The organism is Xanthomonas sp. NCPPB 1067, assembly GCF_020783795.1.
Lineage (GTDB): Bacteria > Pseudomonadota > Gammaproteobacteria > Xanthomonadales > Xanthomonadaceae > Xanthomonas > Xanthomonas melonis.
Genome location: NZ_JAJGQG010000050.1, coordinates 1 through 16,450, shown reverse-complemented (window position 1 = coordinate 16,450; position 16,450 = coordinate 1). Strand labels below are relative to the sequence as shown.

At 62.7% G+C, this 16,450-nt stretch carries 12 protein-coding genes, 1 tRNA gene and 1 pseudogene; all 14 read right to left on the bottom strand.

The features are described from left to right. The coding region (locus LL962_RS20520; protein ID WP_033013367.1) for a GTP-binding protein at positions 1-95 on the bottom strand (95 nt) is incomplete at its 3' end. Between the two features lie 46 nt (positions 96-141). Beyond that, positions 142-2,259, bottom strand: coding sequence for an elongation factor G (fusA, locus tag LL962_RS20515; protein ID WP_228318244.1), 2,118 nt, complete (start codon positions 2,257-2,259; stop codon positions 142-144). 136 nt (positions 2,260-2,395) lie between these two features. After that, positions 2,396-2,863 carry a 30S ribosomal protein S7 gene (rpsG, locus tag LL962_RS20510; RefSeq protein WP_005993356.1) on the bottom strand — a complete coding sequence of 156 codons (468 nt, stop codon included), beginning with the start codon at positions 2,861-2,863 and terminating at the stop codon, positions 2,396-2,398. A gap of 12 nt (positions 2,864-2,875) precedes the next feature. After that, a complete protein-coding gene (gene rpsL, locus LL962_RS20505) occupies positions 2,876-3,250 on the bottom strand; it encodes a 30S ribosomal protein S12 (RefSeq protein WP_003469157.1) in 375 nt (124 codons plus the stop codon). 220 nt (positions 3,251-3,470) lie between these two features. Then, positions 3,471-7,688 carry a DNA-directed RNA polymerase subunit beta' gene (gene rpoC / locus LL962_RS20500; RefSeq protein WP_104588961.1) on the bottom strand — a complete coding sequence of 1,406 codons (4,218 nt, stop codon included), beginning with the start codon at positions 7,686-7,688 and terminating at the stop codon, positions 3,471-3,473. 153 nt (positions 7,689-7,841) lie between these two features. Beyond that, on the bottom strand, positions 7,842-11,993 hold the full coding sequence (rpoB, locus tag LL962_RS20495) for a DNA-directed RNA polymerase subunit beta (protein ID WP_104588960.1): 4,152 nt from the start codon (positions 11,991-11,993) through the stop codon (positions 7,842-7,844). A 347-nt stretch (positions 11,994-12,340) separates the two neighbouring features. Then, positions 12,341-12,706 (bottom strand): 50S ribosomal protein L7/L12, encoded by a 366-nt coding sequence (gene rplL / locus LL962_RS20490; protein ID WP_104588959.1) that lies wholly within the window; start codon positions 12,704-12,706, stop codon positions 12,341-12,343. A 54-nt stretch (positions 12,707-12,760) separates the two neighbouring features. Then, complete coding sequence (rplJ, locus tag LL962_RS20485) at positions 12,761-13,294, bottom strand: 50S ribosomal protein L10 (RefSeq protein WP_104588958.1); 534 nt, start codon at positions 13,292-13,294, stop codon at positions 12,761-12,763. A gap of 546 nt (positions 13,295-13,840) precedes the next feature. Then, positions 13,841-14,539 carry a 50S ribosomal protein L1 gene (gene rplA, locus LL962_RS20480; RefSeq protein ID WP_104588957.1) on the bottom strand — a complete coding sequence of 233 codons (699 nt, stop codon included), beginning with the start codon at positions 14,537-14,539 and terminating at the stop codon, positions 13,841-13,843. Positions 14,540-14,542: 3 nt separating this feature from the next. Then, positions 14,543-14,971, bottom strand: coding sequence for a 50S ribosomal protein L11 (gene rplK, locus LL962_RS20475; RefSeq protein WP_104588956.1), 429 nt, complete (start codon positions 14,969-14,971; stop codon positions 14,543-14,545). A 199-nt stretch (positions 14,972-15,170) separates the two neighbouring features. Continuing rightward, complete coding sequence (gene nusG / locus LL962_RS20470; protein WP_104588955.1) at positions 15,171-15,728, bottom strand: transcription termination/antitermination protein NusG; 558 nt, start codon at positions 15,726-15,728, stop codon at positions 15,171-15,173. Positions 15,729-15,741: 13 nt separating this feature from the next. Then, on the bottom strand, positions 15,742-16,152 hold the full coding sequence (gene secE / locus LL962_RS20465; RefSeq protein ID WP_228318243.1) for a preprotein translocase subunit SecE: 411 nt from the start codon (positions 16,150-16,152) through the stop codon (positions 15,742-15,744). A 49-nt stretch (positions 16,153-16,201) separates the two neighbouring features. Next, a tRNA-Trp gene (locus tag LL962_RS20460) sits at positions 16,202-16,277 on the bottom strand. A gap of 106 nt (positions 16,278-16,383) precedes the next feature. Beyond that, a pseudogene (locus LL962_RS20455) lies at positions 16,384-16,450 on the bottom strand (hypothetical protein); the annotation flags it as partial.

The window sequence follows — 16,450 nt, the reverse complement described above, 5'->3', positions numbered from 1 at the left end:
AGCGCAGCTGTCAACGTGGTCTTGCCATGGTCGACGTGACCGATGGTGCCGACGTTCACGTGCGGCTTGGTGCGCTCGAATTTAGCTTTTGCCATGACTTGCTACCTCTAATTGGAAAATTTTTGAAGCGGCTGAGCGAACTCAGCCCTTCTTGGTGACGGCGTCGGCGATGTTGGCCGGCGCCTCTTCGTAATGGTCGAATTCCATCGAGAACGTGGCGCGCCCCTGGCTCATCGAGCGCAGCGAGGTCGCATAGCCGAACATTTCACCCAGCGGGATCATCGCATTGATGATCTTGCCCGACGGGCTGTCGTCCTGACCCTGCAACACGCCGCGACGGCGGCTCACGTCGCCCATCACGTCACCCAGGTAATCCTCGGGGCTGACGATTTCGACCTTCATGATCGGCTCCAGCAACACCGGGCTGGCTTTCGCAAAGCCCTGCTTGAACGCCATCGACGCGGCCAGCTTGAACGCCATTTCCGAGGAGTCGACGTCGTGGTACGAACCGAACACCAACTTGACCTTCACGCCCACGACCGGGAAGCCGGCGATCGGACCACTGGTGATGGTCTCGCGCAGACCCTTTTCGACCGAGGGGATGAATTCCTTCGGAATAATGCCGCCGGTGATGTCGTTGATGAAGAGGAAATCGTCCTTGACGTTGTCGCTCTTGCGATCTTCCTCGGTCATCGGCGACAGCTCGATCACCACGTGGCCATACTGACCCTTACCACCGGACTGCTTGGCGTGCTTGTAGTCGGACTTGACGTCGGCCTTGCGGATGGTTTCGCGGTAGGCCACCTGCGGCTTGCCGACGTTGGCCTCGACATTGAACTCGCGACGCATGCGGTCGACGATGATGTCCAGGTGCAGTTCGCCCATGCCCGAGATGATGGTCTGGCCGGATTCTTCGTCGGTCTTGACGCGGAACGAGGGATCTTCCTGCGCCAGACGGCCCAGGGCCATGCCCATCTTTTCCTGGTCCGATTTGGTCTTCGGCTCCACCGCCATCGAGATCACCGGCTCCGGGAACACCATGCGTTCCAGGGTGATGATCTTGTCCTGCGCGCACAGGGTGTCGCCGGTGGTGACGTCCTTCAGACCCACCGCGGCAGCGATATCGCCCGCGCGCACTTCCTTGATCTCTTCGCGATTGTTGGAGTGCATCTGCAGGATGCGGCCCACGCGCTCCTTCTTCGACTTGACCGGGTTGTAGACCTGGTCGCCGGAGTTCAGCGTGCCCGAATAGACACGGAAGAACGTCAGCGAACCCACGAACGGGTCGGTCATGATCTTGAATGCCAACGCCGAGAACGGCGCGGTATCGGTTGCCGGACGGGTGTCTTCCTTTTCGTCCTCATCGATACCCTGGACCGGCGGACGGTCGGCCGGCGACGGCAGCAGGTGCACCACGCCGTCGAGCATGGCCTGCACGCCCTTGTTCTTGAACGCCGAGCCACAGAACACCGGCACGATCTCGACCTTCAGGGTGCGCTCGCGCAGGCCCGACAGGATCTCCTCTTCGCTCAGGTCGCCTTCGTTGAGGTACTTGTCCATCAGGGCTTCGCTGGCTTCCGCAGCCGCCTCCACCATGAACGAACGCGCCTCGGTCGCCACATCGACCAGATCGGCCGGGATGTCGCGGTATTCGAACGTGGTGCCCTGCGAAGCGGAATCCCAGTGAATGGCCTTCATCTTCAACAGATCGACCACACCCTCGAAGCCGTCTTCGGCACCGATCGGCACCTGCATCGGCACGGCATAGGCACCCAGACGGGCCTTCAGCTGCTCGACGACCTTGTCGAAGTTGGCGCCGGTACGGTCCATCTTGTTGACGAAGGCCATGCGCGGCACGGAGTACTTGTTGGCCTGGCGCCACACGGTCTCCGACTGCGGCTGCACGCCGCCGACGGCGCACAACACGAACACCGCACCGTCGAGCACGCGCAGCGAACGCTCGACTTCGATGGTGAAGTCCACGTGCCCGGGGGTGTCGATGATGTTGAAGCGGTGCTGCGGCATGGACTTGTCCATACCCGTCCAGAAGGCGGTGGTCGCAGCGGAGGTGATGGTGATGCCACGCTCCTGCTCCTGCTCCATCCAGTCCATCACCGCAGCGCCGTCATGGACTTCGCCGATCTTGTGACTGACACCGGTGTAGAACAGGATGCGTTCGGACGTGGTGGTCTTGCCGGCATCGATGTGGGCCATGATGCCGAAGTTGCGGTAACGCTCGATAGGGGTGGTACGGGCCACGGGGAGCCTCTCAATTTCTTGGATTTCGGATGGCCGAACGCCGCCTTTCGGCGGCCTTCGGATTGAATGCGACGCTGATCGCGTCGCAAACAGCACTCAGTGGTGCTGAAGGGCCCCGTTACCAAGGCCCCCGAGGTCACCAGCGGTAGTGTGCGAACGCCTTGTTCGCTTCCGCCATACGGTGCGTCTCTTCGCGCTTCTTGATCGCGCCGCCGCGGCTTTCCGAGGCGTCCAACAGTTCTGCAGCCAGCTTGCGCGGCATGGTGTTCTCGCCACGCTTGCGCGCGGAATCGATCAACCAGCGCATTGCCAGCGCCATGCGACGGGAGGAGCGCACTTCGACGGGCACCTGATAGGTAGCACCACCGACGCGACGCGATTTGACTTCGACAGCCGGGGCCACGTTGTCCAGTGCTTTCTGCACCAGCTCGACGGCATTCGGATTCTTTTCGCCAATGACGTCCATTGCGCCATAGACAATTTTCTCAGCAACCGACTTCTTGCCACTTTGCATCACCATGTTGATGAAGCGGGCAATGGTTTCGCTGCCATGCTTGGGATCAGGCAGGACGGTGCGCTGCGGAGTAGAACCTTTACGGGACATTTGAGTGTTTCCTTAGCTCTTCGGGCGCTTGGCGCCGTACTTGGAACGACCTTGACGGCGCTTTGCGACGCCGGCGGCGTCCAGCGAACCACGGACGGTGTGATAACGCACACCGGGGAGATCCTTGACGCGACCACCACGAATCAGGACCACGGAGTGCTCCTGCAGGTTGTGGCCTTCACCGCCGATGTAGCTGATGACCTCTTCCTGATTCGTCAGGCGCACCTTGGCGACCTTACGCAGGGCCGAGTTCGGCTTCTTCGGGGTGGTGGTGTAGACGCGTGTGCAGACGCCGCGGCGCTGCGGACACTTGTCCAGTGCCGGAGAGGCACTCTTGTAGGTGGTCGCCTGCCGGGGCTTGCGGACCAGCTGATTGATCGTTGCCATCAGTCGATTCTTCTGATTGGAGGCCGAAACGGCCTTGCATGAACACGAAGGCAGGCCGCAAAACGGCCCACCGAGACAGAGAAGTATAGCTGGCAGGGCAAAACTCCGTCAACTTCACGGAAATCCAACTCTGCTGGCCCATCCCGGACCGGAAAACGGAGGGCCTCCTGCCCTCCTTTTCGCCTGGCTTATGCCGATCTTGCGATCGCCATCGGAGCGCTTACTCCTCGTCCGCGCCAGCGTCGGCCGCAGTTGCGACCGGTTCGGCCACTGCGGGCTTGCCCGACAGCGTTTCCATTTCCGAGTCGGTCAGACCCGAAGCCTTGCGACGGCTGGCGTGGTACGCCAGGCCGGTACCGGCCGGGATCAGCCGGCCCACGATCACGTTCTCCTTCAGACCGCGCAGGCTGTCGCGGGTACCGCGCACAGCAGCCTCGGTCAACACGCGCGTGGTCTCCTGGAACGACGCCGCCGAAATGAACGACTCGGTGGCCAGCGAGGCCTTGGTGATACCCAGCAGCACCGGGTCGTACTTGGCCGGCAGCTCCGAGCGCGTGGTCAGGCGTGCATTTTCCTCGATGACGCGCTGGCGCTCGACCTGCTCACCATTGAGGAACTTGCTGTTGCCCTGATCGACGATCTCGACCTTGCGCAGCATCTGACGCGTGATCACTTCGATGTGCTTGTCGTTGATCTTCACGCCCTGCAGGCGGTACACGTCCTGGATTTCCTTGACCAGATACGCAGCCAGCGGCTCGACACCCAGCAGACGCAGGATGTCCTGCGGGCTCGGCTCGCCATCCACCACGGTCTCGCCCTTGGTCACGTGCTCGCCTTCGAACACGATGATCTGGCGATACTTGGGAATCAGCTCTTCGTGTTCCGAACCATCGGTGTCCTTGATGATCAGGCGCTGCTTGCCCTTGGTGTCCTTACCGAAGCTGATGATGCCCGAACGCTCGGCCAGGATCGCCGGATCCTTCGGCTTGCGCGCTTCGAACAGGTCGGCCACGCGCGGCAGACCACCAGTGATGTCGCGGGTCTTGGACGCTTCCTGCGGGATCTTCGCCACCACGTCGCCCACACCGACGGCCGCGCCGTCCTGCAGGTTGACGATCGAGCGCGGCGGCAGCAGGTACTGCGCCGGCAGATCGGTGCCCGGGATGGTCAGATCGTTGCCCTTGCCATCGACGATGCGCACGATCGGCCGCAGTTCCTTGGCCTGCGCACCACGACGCTTCGGATCGGTGATTTCGCGCGACGCCAGACCGGTCAGTTCGTCGGTCTTCTCGATGACGGTGACGCCGTCGACGAAGTCGATGAAACGGATGAAACCGGCCACTTCCGACACGATCGGATGGTTATGCGGATCCCAGTTGGCCACGCCCTGCCCGGCCTTGACCGCATCACCGTCCTTGGCGGTGATGGTGGCGCCGTACGGCAGCTTGTAGCGCTCGCGCTCGCGACCGTGGCCGTCGAGCACCGACAATTCGCCCGAGCGCGACACCGCGACCAGCGAACCATTGGCGTGCTCGACCGACTTCAGGTTGTTGAACTTGATCGAACCGGTGGTCTTAACCGTGATGTTGTCCACTGCCGCCGCACGCGACGCCGCACCACCGATGTGGAACGTACGCATGGTCAGCTGGGTACCCGGCTCACCGATGGACTGCGCGGCGATGACGCCGACCGCTTCACCGATGTTGACCAGGTGACCGCGCGCCAGATCGCGACCGTAGCAGCGTGCGCACACGCCGAACGACGACTCGCAGCTGATGGTCGAACGCACCTTCACCGACTGCACGCTGGCGTCTTCGAGCTTGGCGACCCAGGCTTCGTCCAGCAGCGTGTTGCGGGTGACGATCGGCTCTTCGTCGTTGCCCGGCAGGTAGACGTCCTCGGCCACCACACGGCCCAGCACGCGCTCGCGCAACGGCTCGACCACGTCGCCACCTTCCACGATCGGGGTCATGATCAACCCCTCGGTGGTGCCGCAATCGACTTCGGTGATCACCACGTCCTGCGCCACGTCGACCAGACGACGGGTCAGGTAACCCGAGTTCGCCGTCTTCAGCGCGGTATCGGCCAGACCCTTACGCGCGCCGTGCGTGGAGTTGAAGTACTCCTGCACGTTCAGGCCTTCGCGGAAGTTCGCCTTGATGGGCGTTTCAATGATCGAGCCGTCCGGACGCGCCATCAGGCCGCGCATACCGGCCAGCTGACGGATCTGCGCCTGGCTACCACGCGCACCGGAGTCGGCCATGATGTACAGCGAGTTCATCGACTTCTGATCGATGGTCTCGCCCTTGGCGTTCTCGACCTTTTCGGTACCGATGGTGTCCATCATCGCCTTGGCGATGCGTTCGTTGGTGCGCGACCAGATGTCCACGACCTTGTTGTAGCGCTCGCCGGCGGTGACCAGACCGGACTGATACTGCTCCTGGATTTCCAGCACTTCGGCTTCGGCCTCGGTGAGGATGCCCTTCTTCTCGTCCGGGATCAGCATGTCGTCGATGCCGATCGACACACCTGCACGGGTCGCGTAGGCGTAGCCGGTGTACATCAGCTTGTCGGCGAACACGACGGTGTCCTTCAAGCCCAGCAGACGATAGCTGGAGTTGATCAGACGCGAGATGTTCTTCTTGGTCATCTCGGTGTTGGCCAGCTGGAACGGCAGGCCTTCGGGCAGGATCTCGCTCAGCAGCGCGCGGCCGACCGTGGTCTCCACGATCGAGGTGCCGGTGGTGCGCTTGCCGTCGGCGGCGTCGATGTCCACCTGGGTGATGCGGACCTTGACCTTGGCATGCAGTTCGACCACGCGGTTGTCGTAGGCGCGCTTCACTTCGCTGGTGTTGGCGAACACCATGCCTTCGCCCTTCTTGTTCTCGAGGGCGCGGCTCATGTAGTACAGGCCCAACACCACGTCCTGCGACGGCACGATGATCGGCTCGCCGTTGGCCGGCGACAGGATGTTGTTGGTGGACATCATCAGCGCACGCGCTTCCAGCTGAGCTTCCAGCGAGAGCGGCACGTGGACGGCCATCTGGTCGCCGTCGAAGTCGGCGTTGAAGGCTGTACAGACCAGCGGATGCAGCTGGATGGCCTTGCCTTCGATCAACACCGGCTCGAACGCCTGGATGCCCAGACGATGCAGGGTCGGCGCACGGTTCAACAGCACCGGATGCTCGCGAATCACCTCTTCCAGGATGTCCCAGACTTCGGCTTCTTCGCGCTCGACCAGCTTCTTGGCGGCCTTGATGGTGGTGGCCAGACCGCGACGCTGCAGCTTGGCGAACACGAACGGCTTGAACAGCTCCAGCGCCATCTTCTTCGGCAGGCCGCACTGGTGCAGCTTCAGGTACGGACCGACGGTGATGACCGAACGGCCGGAGTAGTCCACGCGCTTGCCGAGCAGGTTCTGACGGAACCGGCCCTGCTTGCCCTTGATCATGTCGGCCAGCGACTTCAGCGGACGCTTGTTGGTGCCGGTGATGGCACGGCCGCGACGGCCGTTGTCCAGCAGCGCATCGACCGATTCCTGCAGCATGCGCTTTTCGTTGCGCACGATGATGTCCGGAGCGTTGAGCTCCAGCAGGCGACGCAGACGGTTGTTGCGGTTGATCACGCGGCGGTACAGATCGTTCAGATCCGAGGTCGCGAAACGGCCGCCATCCAGGGGCACCAGCGGACGCAGATCCGGCGGCAGCACCGGCAACACGGTCATGACCATCCACTCAGGACGATTACCCGATTCCAGGAAAGCTTCGATCAGCTTGATGCGCTTGGTGAGGCGCTTGAGCTTGGTTTCCGAACCGGTGCTGGCGATTTCCTCGCGCAGGCGGGTCATTTCCGACTGCAGGTCGATCGTGCGCAGCAGCTCGTACACGGCCTCGGCGCCCATGGCGGCGTCGAAATCGTCGTTGTACTCCTGGCGTGCGGTCAGGTACTGCTCTTCGGTCAGCAGCTGGCGGCGCTCGAGCGGGGTCAGGCCCGGCTCGGTGACCACGTAGGCTTCGAAGTACAGCACGCGCTCGATGTCGCGCAGGGTCATGTCCAGCATCAGGCCGATGCGCGAGGGCAGCGACTTGAGGAACCAGATATGCGCGACCGGCGAGGCCAGGTCGATGTGACCCATGCGCTCGCGGCGCACCTTGGCCAGGGTGACTTCGGTACCGCACTTCTCGCAGACCACGCCACGGTGCTTCATGCGCTTGTACTTGCCGCACAGGCACTCGTAGTCCTTGATCGGTCCGAAGATGGCGGCGCAGAACAGGCCGTCACGCTCGGGCTTGAAGGTCCGGTAGTTGATGGTTTCGGGCTTCTTCACTTCGCCGTAGGACCACGAACGGATCAGGTCCGGCGACGCCAGCGCGATCTTGATCGCGTCGAAATCCAGCGTCTGGCGCTGCTGATTGAAGAGGTTGAGCAGGTCTTTCATTTGATATCTCCGGGTCGGAGGAATTCGTATCTGAGATGGAACGCGCAGAGATCTGTTCGGGACCGGGGACCCGGGACCCGGGACCCGGAAGATCAAGAGCGCTCGGCTCCTACTCTTCCCGGGTCCCCGGTCCCGTGTCCCGGGTCCCGGCGCTTACTCTTCCAGTTCCATGTTGATCGCCAGCGAGCGGATTTCCTTCACCAACACGTTGAAGGATTCCGGCATGCCCGCGACCATCTCGTGCTCACCATCGACGATGTTCTTGTACATCTGGTTGCGGCCCTGCACGTCGTCGGACTTCACCGTCAGCATTTCCTGCAGGGTGTAGGCCGCGCCGTAGGCTTCCAGCGCCCAGACTTCCATTTCGCCGAAGCGCTGACCGCCGAACTGCGCCTTGCCGCCCAGCGGCTGCTGGGTGACGAGCGAGTACGGACCGGTGGAACGGGCATGCATCTTGTCGTCGACCAGGTGGTTCAACTTCAGGTAGTGCATGTAGCCGACCGTGGTCTTGCGATCGAACGCTTCACCGGTACGACCGTCGAACAGCTGGGTCTGGCCGCTCTGCGGCAGATCGGCCAGTTCCAGCATGCGCTTGATCTCCGCCTCGCTGGCACCGTCGAACACCGGGGTGGCCATCGGGACGCCGTCGACCAGGTTCTTGCCCAGGTTGAGCAGTTCCTCATCGCTGAACTGCGACAGGTCCACGCGTTCGGCGTTGATCGCGCCATCGTGGTTGTAGATGTCGTTGAGGAACTTGCGCAGCTCGCTGACGGCAGCCTGGGCTTCGAGCATGCGCTGGATCTTGCGACCCAGGCCCTTGGCGGCCCAGCCCAGATGCACTTCCAGAATCTGGCCGATGTTCATACGCGACGGCACGCCCAGCGGGTTCAGCACGATGTCCACCGGCTCGCCGGTGGCCATGTACGGCATGTCCTCGACCGGCACCACGTTGGAGACCACACCCTTGTTGCCGTGGCGGCCTGCCATCTTGTCGCCCGGCTGGATGCGGCGCTTCACCGCCAGGAACACCTTGACCATCTTCAGCACACCCGGTGCGAGGTCGTCGCCCTGGGTGATCTTGCCGCGCTTGTCGGCAAAACGTGCCTCGAATTCCTTCTCGTGCGCCTGGATCTGCTTCTGCGCGCGTTCGATGGCGTCGGCGGCGTCCTCGTCCTTCATGCGCAGCTGGAACCAGTCGGACTTCTTCAGCCCGTCCAGGTACGCGTCGGTGACGTTGTCGCCCTTCTTCAGGTTCGGCCCGCCGTTGGCGACCTTACCCACGATCTGCGAGCGCAGACGTGCGTAGATGGCCGCTTCCAGGATGCGGAACTGGTCGTCGAAGTCCTTCTTGACGCGCTTGATCTCGGACTCTTCGATCTGCCGCGCACGCTTGTCCTTCTCGATGCCGTCGCGGGTGAAGACCTGCACGTCGATGACGGTGCCGTCCATGCCCGGGGGCACGCGCAGCGAGCTGTCCTTCACGTCGGAGGCCTTCTCGCCGAAGATCGCACGCAGCAGCTTTTCTTCCGGAGTCAGCTGGCTTTCGCCCTTCGGGGTGACCTTGCCGACCATGATGTCGCCGGCACGCACTTCCGCACCGATGTACACCACGCCGGACTCGTCCAGACGGTTCAGAGCCTGCTCGGACACGTTCGGGATGTCGGCGGAAATTTCCTCCGGTCCCAGCTTGGTGTCGCGTGCAACGCAGGTCAGTTCTTCGATGTGGATCGTAGTGTAGCGATCCTCTTCCACCACGCGCTCGGAGAGCAGGATGGAGTCTTCGAAGTTGTAGCCGTTCCAGGGCATGAAGGCGATCAGCATGTTCTGACCCAGCGCCAGCTCACCGATATCGGTGGACGGGCCGTCGGCCAGCACGTCGCCGCGCGCGATCACGTCGCCCACATTCACCAGCGGACGCTGGTTGATGCAGGTGTTCTGGTTGGAGCGGGTGTACTTGATCAGGTTGTAGATATCCACGCCGGCATCGGTGCCGCCGCCGATTTCCGACTCGTTGACCTTGACCACGATACGGGCCGCATCGATCTGCTCGATCACGCCGCCACGCAGCGCGTTCACGGTCACGCCCGAGTCGCGCGCCACCGCACGCTCGATACCGGTACCCACCAGCGGCTTCTGCGAACGCAGCGTGGGCACGGCCTGGCGCTGCATGTTGGCGCCCATCAACGCGCGGTTGGCGTCGTCGTGCTCGAGGAACGGCACCAGCGCCGCGGCGACCGACACGGTCTGCATCGGCGAGACGTCCATGAAGTGCACTTCCGCCGGCGGCTTCAGCAGCGACTCGCCCTGGAAGCGGCACGGCACGAACTGCTCGGTCAAGGTGCCCTTGGCATCGGTCAAGGCATTCGCCTGGGCGATCACGTACTCGTTTTCTTCGATCGCCGACAGGTATTCGACGTCGTCGGACACCTTGCCGTCCAGCACCTTACGGTACGGCGTCTCGAGGAAGCCGTACTGATTGGTGCGGGCGAACACGGCCAGCGAGTTGATCAGGCCGATGTTCGGGCCTTCCGGCGTTTCGATGGTGCAAACGCGGCCGTAGTGGGTCGGGTGCACGTCGCGCACTTCGAAGCCGGCGCGCTCGCGGGTCAGACCGCCCGGGCCCAGTGCGGAGACGCGACGCTTGTGCGTCACTTCCGACAGCGGGTTGTTCTGGTCCATGAACTGCGACAGCTGCGAGGAGCCGAAGAATTCCTTGATCGCTGCAGCCACCGGCTTGGCATTGATCAATTCCTGCGGGGTCAGGCCTTCCGACTCTGCCATCGACAGGCGCTCCTTGACCGCGCGCTCGACGCGGACCAGGCCCACGCGGAACACGTTCTCGGCCATTTCGCCGACCGAACGCACGCGACGGTTGCCCAGGTGGTCGATGTCATCGACCACACCGCGACCGTTGCGGATCTCCGTCAGCACCTTGATCACTTCCAGGATGTCGGAGGTGTCGGCATGCTCGGCGACCAGGCGCTTGGACTCTTCGTCGTTGCGCTCGGCGAAATACTTCTTGTCGTACAGCACCGACTCGCCCAGCACTTCCTTGCGGCCGACGCGACGGTTGAACTTCATGCGGCCGACGGTGGACAGGTCGTAGCGCTCGAAGGTGAAGAACAGGTTGTGGAACAGGTTCTGCGCAGCTTCCTTGGTCGGCGGCTCGCCCGGACGCATCATGCGGTAGATTTCGACCAACGCTTCCAGCTGCGTCTTGGTCGGATCGATGCGCAAGGTGTTGGACAGGTACGGACCACGGTCCAGATCGTTCACCCACAGGGTGCCGACCGCGTCGACGCCAGCCTTGCGGAAGCCCGCCAGCTGGTCTTCGCTGATTTCGTCGTTGGCGTTGGCCAGCAGCTCGCCGGTCGAGGCATCGACCACGTCATGCGAAAGGATGCGGCCGACCAGGTAGTCGTCCGGCACGGCCAGCGCGGCAACGCCAGCGGCTTCCAGCTGCTTGACGTGACGCGCGGTGATGCGCTTGCCGGCTTCCACGATGACCTTGTCGCCATCGGCCAGATCGAAGTTCAGCGTTTCGCCACGCAGACGCTCCGGCACCAGCTCCAGCTGTACGCCTTCGTCCGGGTTGATGTGGAAGGTGTTGATCTCGAAGAACTCGGCCAGCATCTCTTCGTTGCTGTAACCGAGCGCGCGCAGCAGGATCGACACCGGCAGCTTGCGGCGACGGTCGATACGGGTGAACAGCGCGTCCTTCGGGTCGAACTCGAAGTCCAGCCACGAGCCGCGGTAAGGAATGATGCGGGCGCTGTACAGCAGCTTGCCCGAACTGTGCGTCTTGCCGCGGTCGTGGTCGAAGAACACGCCCGGCGAACGATGCAGCTGCGAGACGATCACGCGCTCGGTGCCGTTGACGATGAAGGTACCGTTGCCGGTCATCAGCGGGATTTCGCCGAGATAGACCTCCTGCTCCTTCACGTACTTGATGGCCTTGGTCGACGACTCGCGGTCGTAGATCACCAGGCGCACGGTCACGCGCAGCGGCGCGCCATAGCTCATGCCACGCTGACGGCATTCACGCTCGTCAAACACCGGCTGGCCCAACTTGTAGCCCACGTACTCGAGCGCAGCGTTGCCGCTGTAGCTGGAGATCGGGAACACCGACTTCAGAGCGGCATGCAGACCGAGGTCCTTGCGCTTAGTCGGCTCCACGTCTTCCTGCAGGAATTCGCGGTAGGAATCCACCTGGATGGCGAGCAGGAACGGCACTTCGAGGATCGAGCGCTGCTTGCCGAAGTCCTTGCGGATGCGCTTTTTTTCGGTGAACGAATAAGACGTCATGAGGTCTTCACCCTAGGCTGCGGGGGCCACATCGCGGCGGCCCTGAGATAACAAAACTGAACCCGCGCACATGGATGTGCGCTGCTCTTGTGAGGGACTCACATTCAAGTTGTCAGTTGGAAGTCGCTGGTATTGCCGGCACCAGCACGCCTTCTCCCGCTACTTCCAACTACCAACTCGTTGAAGCGAGGATTGGGGATGACGAGATTGGGGATTGGCGAAGCTGCCTTCGAATCCCGAATGCCGACTCTCAAATCCCGGCTTTCCATCAACGGCCAAAGGCCGGGGGCTACTCGCCCCCAGCCTTCAGTGCACCACCATGCAACGCAGGCGATGCAAGGTGCTGCTTACTTGATTTCGACAGTCGCACCAGCTTCGGTCAGTTCCTTCTTGATCTTCTCTGCCTCTTCCTTGGTGGCGCCTTCCTTCAGCATGCCACCGGCTTCGGTCAGATCCTTGGCTTCCTTCAGGCCCAGGCCGGTCACGCCGCGCACGGCCTTGATGACGCCGACCTTGTTGGCGCCGCAGTTGACCAGCACCACGTTGAATTCGGTCTGCTCTTCGACCACGGCAGCCGGGCCGGCAGCGGCAGCGGCGACCGGGGCGGCGGCGGAGACGCCGAACTTGTCTTCGATGGCCTTGACCAGCTCCATCACTTCCATCAGGGACTTCTCGGCGATGGCGTCGACGATCTGTTCGTTGGTAAGGGACATTGTGTTTACCTTTAAATGAGTTTCTGGATTGGGGTTCTAGCGAACGCTAGGACATCAAGCTTCGGCAGTCTCGGCAGCCGGCGCGGCGGCTTCTTCGCCACCACCCTGCTTCTCGCCAACGGCCTTGACGGCACGGGCGAACATGGCAGCCGGTTCGGACAGCACGCGAGCCAGCATGGCCAGGGCCTGGTCACGGGTCGGCAGCGAGGCCAACACGTCGACATGGCTGGCCGGGAACAGTTCCCCGCCAATTGCCACGACCTTGGCCTGCAGCTTGTCGTTGCTCTTGGCGAATTCCTTGATCAGGCGACCGGCAGCGCCGGGCTCCTCCATCGAAAACGCATACACCAAAGGACCAACCAGCTTGTCGGACGCGACAGCGAATTCGGTACCTTCGACGGCACGCACGGCCAGGGTGTTCTTGACAACTTTCAAGAACACACCGGTTTCGCGGGCCTGCTTACGCATCGCGGTCATCTGGGAGACCGTGGTGCCAGCGTATTCGGCGGCGATCAGGGAGTGGGCCTTGGCGGCGATGTCTGCCAGCTCGGCGACTACGTCTTGCTTCTGGGACAGATTGAGAGCCATTGCACTCCTCCGTTAAAGCCGGGATTGGTGATTGGTGACTCGGGATTGGTCACAGCGATCACGCCGCCATTGCCAATCCCAAATGCCGAATCGCTAATCCCCGCTTCAAACTACTCCGCTCGCGGCTCCTGCCGGTCGCGGTCCAGGGCAGCCTCCTTCCTGGAAGCCGGGAACATCGACCGATGTTCCATTGGTGGCCGTTCTAGACCTGGAGTGGGCTCGATCCGGGATGTCCCAGACGCGCGTAAACCAGAAAAACTCCAGAAGGGCGACACCATCTACGCCGGCCGGTTCGAGAACGAACCGATTAAGCGATCCCGCTGCATCGACGGCGACTCCTTGCCAGTGCGAGCATCCCTGCCCGTCGTCGACCTGCGCTGACCGCGCCTGCGGTCTTTGACGGCTACCGCCGGACGTGCCGGCGATCGCCTTCAAAATGTCCGTTTCCCAAAGGGCGGGAACGGACTCCCAGCACGCGGTTGCCCGGGCCGGGAAAACGATGCAACTATCCGAATGCGTCAGGCGCATGACGCCCGACGCGTTCGATCACTTCAGCGACAGGCTCGACTGGTCGACCGTCACGCCCGGACCCATGGTCGAGCTGACCGACACCTTCTGCAGGTAGGTACCCTTGGAGGTCGCCGGCTTGGCCTTCAACAGATCGCCCAGCAGCGCCTGCAGGTTCGACTTCAGCGCTTCGTCGTCGAAGCTGGCCTTGCCGATGGTGCAGTGGATGATGCCGGCCTTGTCGGTGCGGTAGCGCACCTGACCCGACTTGGCATTCTTGACCGCTTCGCCCGGATTGGCCGAAACGGTGCCGACCTTCGGGTTCGGCATCAAACCACGCGGACCCAGCAGGGTGCCGAGCTTACCGACCACGCGCATGGCGTCCGGCGTGGCGATGACCACGTCGTAGTTCAGATCGCCGGCCTGCATCTTCTCGGCCAGATCGTCCATACCCACTGCTTCGGCACCGGCGGCCAGGGCCTCGTCAGCCTTGGCACCTGCCGGTGCGAACACGGCCACGCGCACGCTCTTGCCGGTACCGGCCGGCAGCACGGTCGAACCGCGCACCTGCTGATCGGACTTCTTGGCGTCCACGCCCAGGCGCACGGCAACGTCGATGGACTCGACGAACTTGGCCTTGGTGGCAGTCTTCAGGATCTTGATTGCGTCTTCGAAGGCATAGCTCTTGCCCGGAACGACAGCGGCCGTGATGGCCTTAACGCGCTTGCTCTGTGCCATCTCTTAGCCCTCCACCGTCAAACCCATGCTGCGGGCAGAACCCGCAATCGTGCGAACCGCCGCTTCCAGCTCGGCCGCCGTCAGATCGGCTTCCTTGGCCTTGGCGATCTCTTCCAGCTGCTTGCGCGTCACCTTGCCCACCTTGTCGGTGTTGGGACGCTTCGAGCCGGAGGTCACACCTGCGGCCTTCTTGAGCAGCACGCTGGCCGGGGTGCTCTTGGTGACGAAGGTGAAGGTACGATCCGAATACGCGGTGATGATCACCGGCGTCGGCAGGCCCGGCTCCAGCTTGGAGGTCGCGGCATTGAACGCCTTGCAGAACTCCATGATGTTCAGGCCGCGCTGACCCAAGGCAGGGCCGACCGGCGGCGCAGGATTGGCCTGACCGGCCTTGACCTGCAACTTGATGTAAGCAACTACTTTCTTAGCCATTTCAATACTCTCCGGGTGCTAGCGCCTGAACCGCAGGCTCCCCATCGGACCGGAAAAATCACGCGTCCCGGCTTCGCGTTTCGACCACGCGCAGATGGCTGCCATGCGGCAGCCATTGTTTCCCGGCGGTTCGCCGGGTGAGCGAGCCGCGCATGATAACAGGATTTTGAAGTGGGCGCCTGCACGGCGCCCCAATCGATCAGCCCTTCTCGACCTGGCCGAACTCGAGCTCGACCGGCGTGGAGCGCCCGAAGATGAGGACGGCCACACGCAGCCGGCTCTTCTCGTAGTTGACCTCTTCGACAACGCCGTTGAAGTCGTTGAACGGACCATCGGTGACCCGCACCATCTGACCCGGCTCGAACAGCACCTTGGGACGCGGCTTCTCGACGCCATCCTGCACACGCTGCAGGATCGCATCGGCTTCCTCGTCGCGGATCGGCAACGGGCGGTCGGCCGTGCCGCCGATGAAACCCATGACCTTGGAAGTTTCCTTCACCAGGTGCCAGCTTTCGTTGTCGATGCGCGGAATACCGGCTTCTTCGTGCGTCTCGATCTGCACCAGCACGTAGCCGGGGAAGAACTTGCGCTCGGAGCGGCGCTTCTGGCCCGCACGCATTTCGATGACCTCTTCGGTCGGCACCAGCACTTCACCGAAACGCTCTTCCATCCCGGTACGCGCGATGCGATCGCGCAGCGCCTGCGCGACAGATTTTTCGAAGCCTGAATAGGCGTGAACGACATACCAACGCTTCACTGCTTGATTCTCCTCAACGAGCCAGGAACCACTGCGTGAGCTTCTGGATGACGAAATCGAAGCCGCCCAACAGCAAACTCAGAATGATCACAACAACAATGACGACCCAGGTGGTGCGGATGGCTTCCTGGCGCGTCGGCCAGACCACCTTGCGCAACTCGAACCGGGACTCGGACAGGAATTCGCGCGTTTCGCGCCCTTTGCCGGTGCCCAGGAAAACGAAGGCACCCGCTACCAATCCGATGATGACAGCCAGCGCGCGCAACTGCGGCGTCCAGGCTCCCAGCTGGGTGGCGCGCTCGGGCGCGGCAAACCAGAACCACACGAACAACCCCGCCACCACCAGGGCTGCGGAGATCACGTATTTCACGACATCGGCGCTGGCAGCAGACGCGCTCTTGGAAGGCTCGATTTTGCTATTCATCCGGCTCTAGTTACCGATCTGACCCGAATCGCTGGGCCGGAAAGAGGAGTGGCACGCCAGGAGGGACTCGAACCCCCAACCTGCGGTTTTGGAGACCGCTGCTCTGCCAATTGAGCTACTGGCGTATGTACTCGTTACCGCACACCCTCAAGACAACGAAGGCGGACCGCGGTTCAGCCGGCCCGCCTTTCGCGCGAATCCGGCGACCAGAGTCGCCGGATTGCAGGCTTCTTACTTGACGATCTTGGCAACCACGCCGGCGCCGACGGTACGACCGCCTTCACGGATGGCGAAACGC

What these genes read in the sequence shown, in the direction of transcription:
- rpsG (WP_005993356.1), bottom strand. Translation starts at nt 2,863, where the DNA reads ATGTCCCGTAAAGGTTCTACTCCGCAGCGCACCGTCCTGCCTGATCCC.
- rpsL (WP_003469157.1), bottom strand. Translation starts at nt 3,250, where the DNA reads ATGGCAACGATCAATCAGCTGGTCCGCAAGCCCCGGCAGGCGACCACC.
- rpoC (WP_104588961.1), bottom strand. Translation starts at nt 7,688, where the DNA reads ATGAAAGACCTGCTCAACCTCTTCAATCAGCAGCGCCAGACGCTGGAT.
- rpoB (WP_104588960.1), bottom strand. Translation starts at nt 11,993, where the DNA reads ATGACGTCTTATTCGTTCACCGAAAAAAAGCGCATCCGCAAGGACTTC.
- rplL (WP_104588959.1), bottom strand. Translation starts at nt 12,706, where the DNA reads ATGTCCCTTACCAACGAACAGATCGTCGACGCCATCGCCGAGAAGTCC.
- rplJ (WP_104588958.1), bottom strand. Translation starts at nt 13,294, where the DNA reads ATGGCTCTCAATCTGTCCCAGAAGCAAGACGTAGTCGCCGAGCTGGCA.
- rplA (WP_104588957.1), bottom strand. Translation starts at nt 14,539, where the DNA reads ATGGCACAGAGCAAGCGCGTTAAGGCCATCACGGCCGCTGTCGTTCCG.
- rplK (WP_104588956.1), bottom strand. Translation starts at nt 14,971, where the DNA reads ATGGCTAAGAAAGTAGTTGCTTACATCAAGTTGCAGGTCAAGGCCGGT.
- secE (WP_228318243.1), bottom strand. Translation starts at nt 16,152, where the DNA reads ATGAATAGCAAAATCGAGCCTTCCAAGAGCGCGTCTGCTGCCAGCGCC.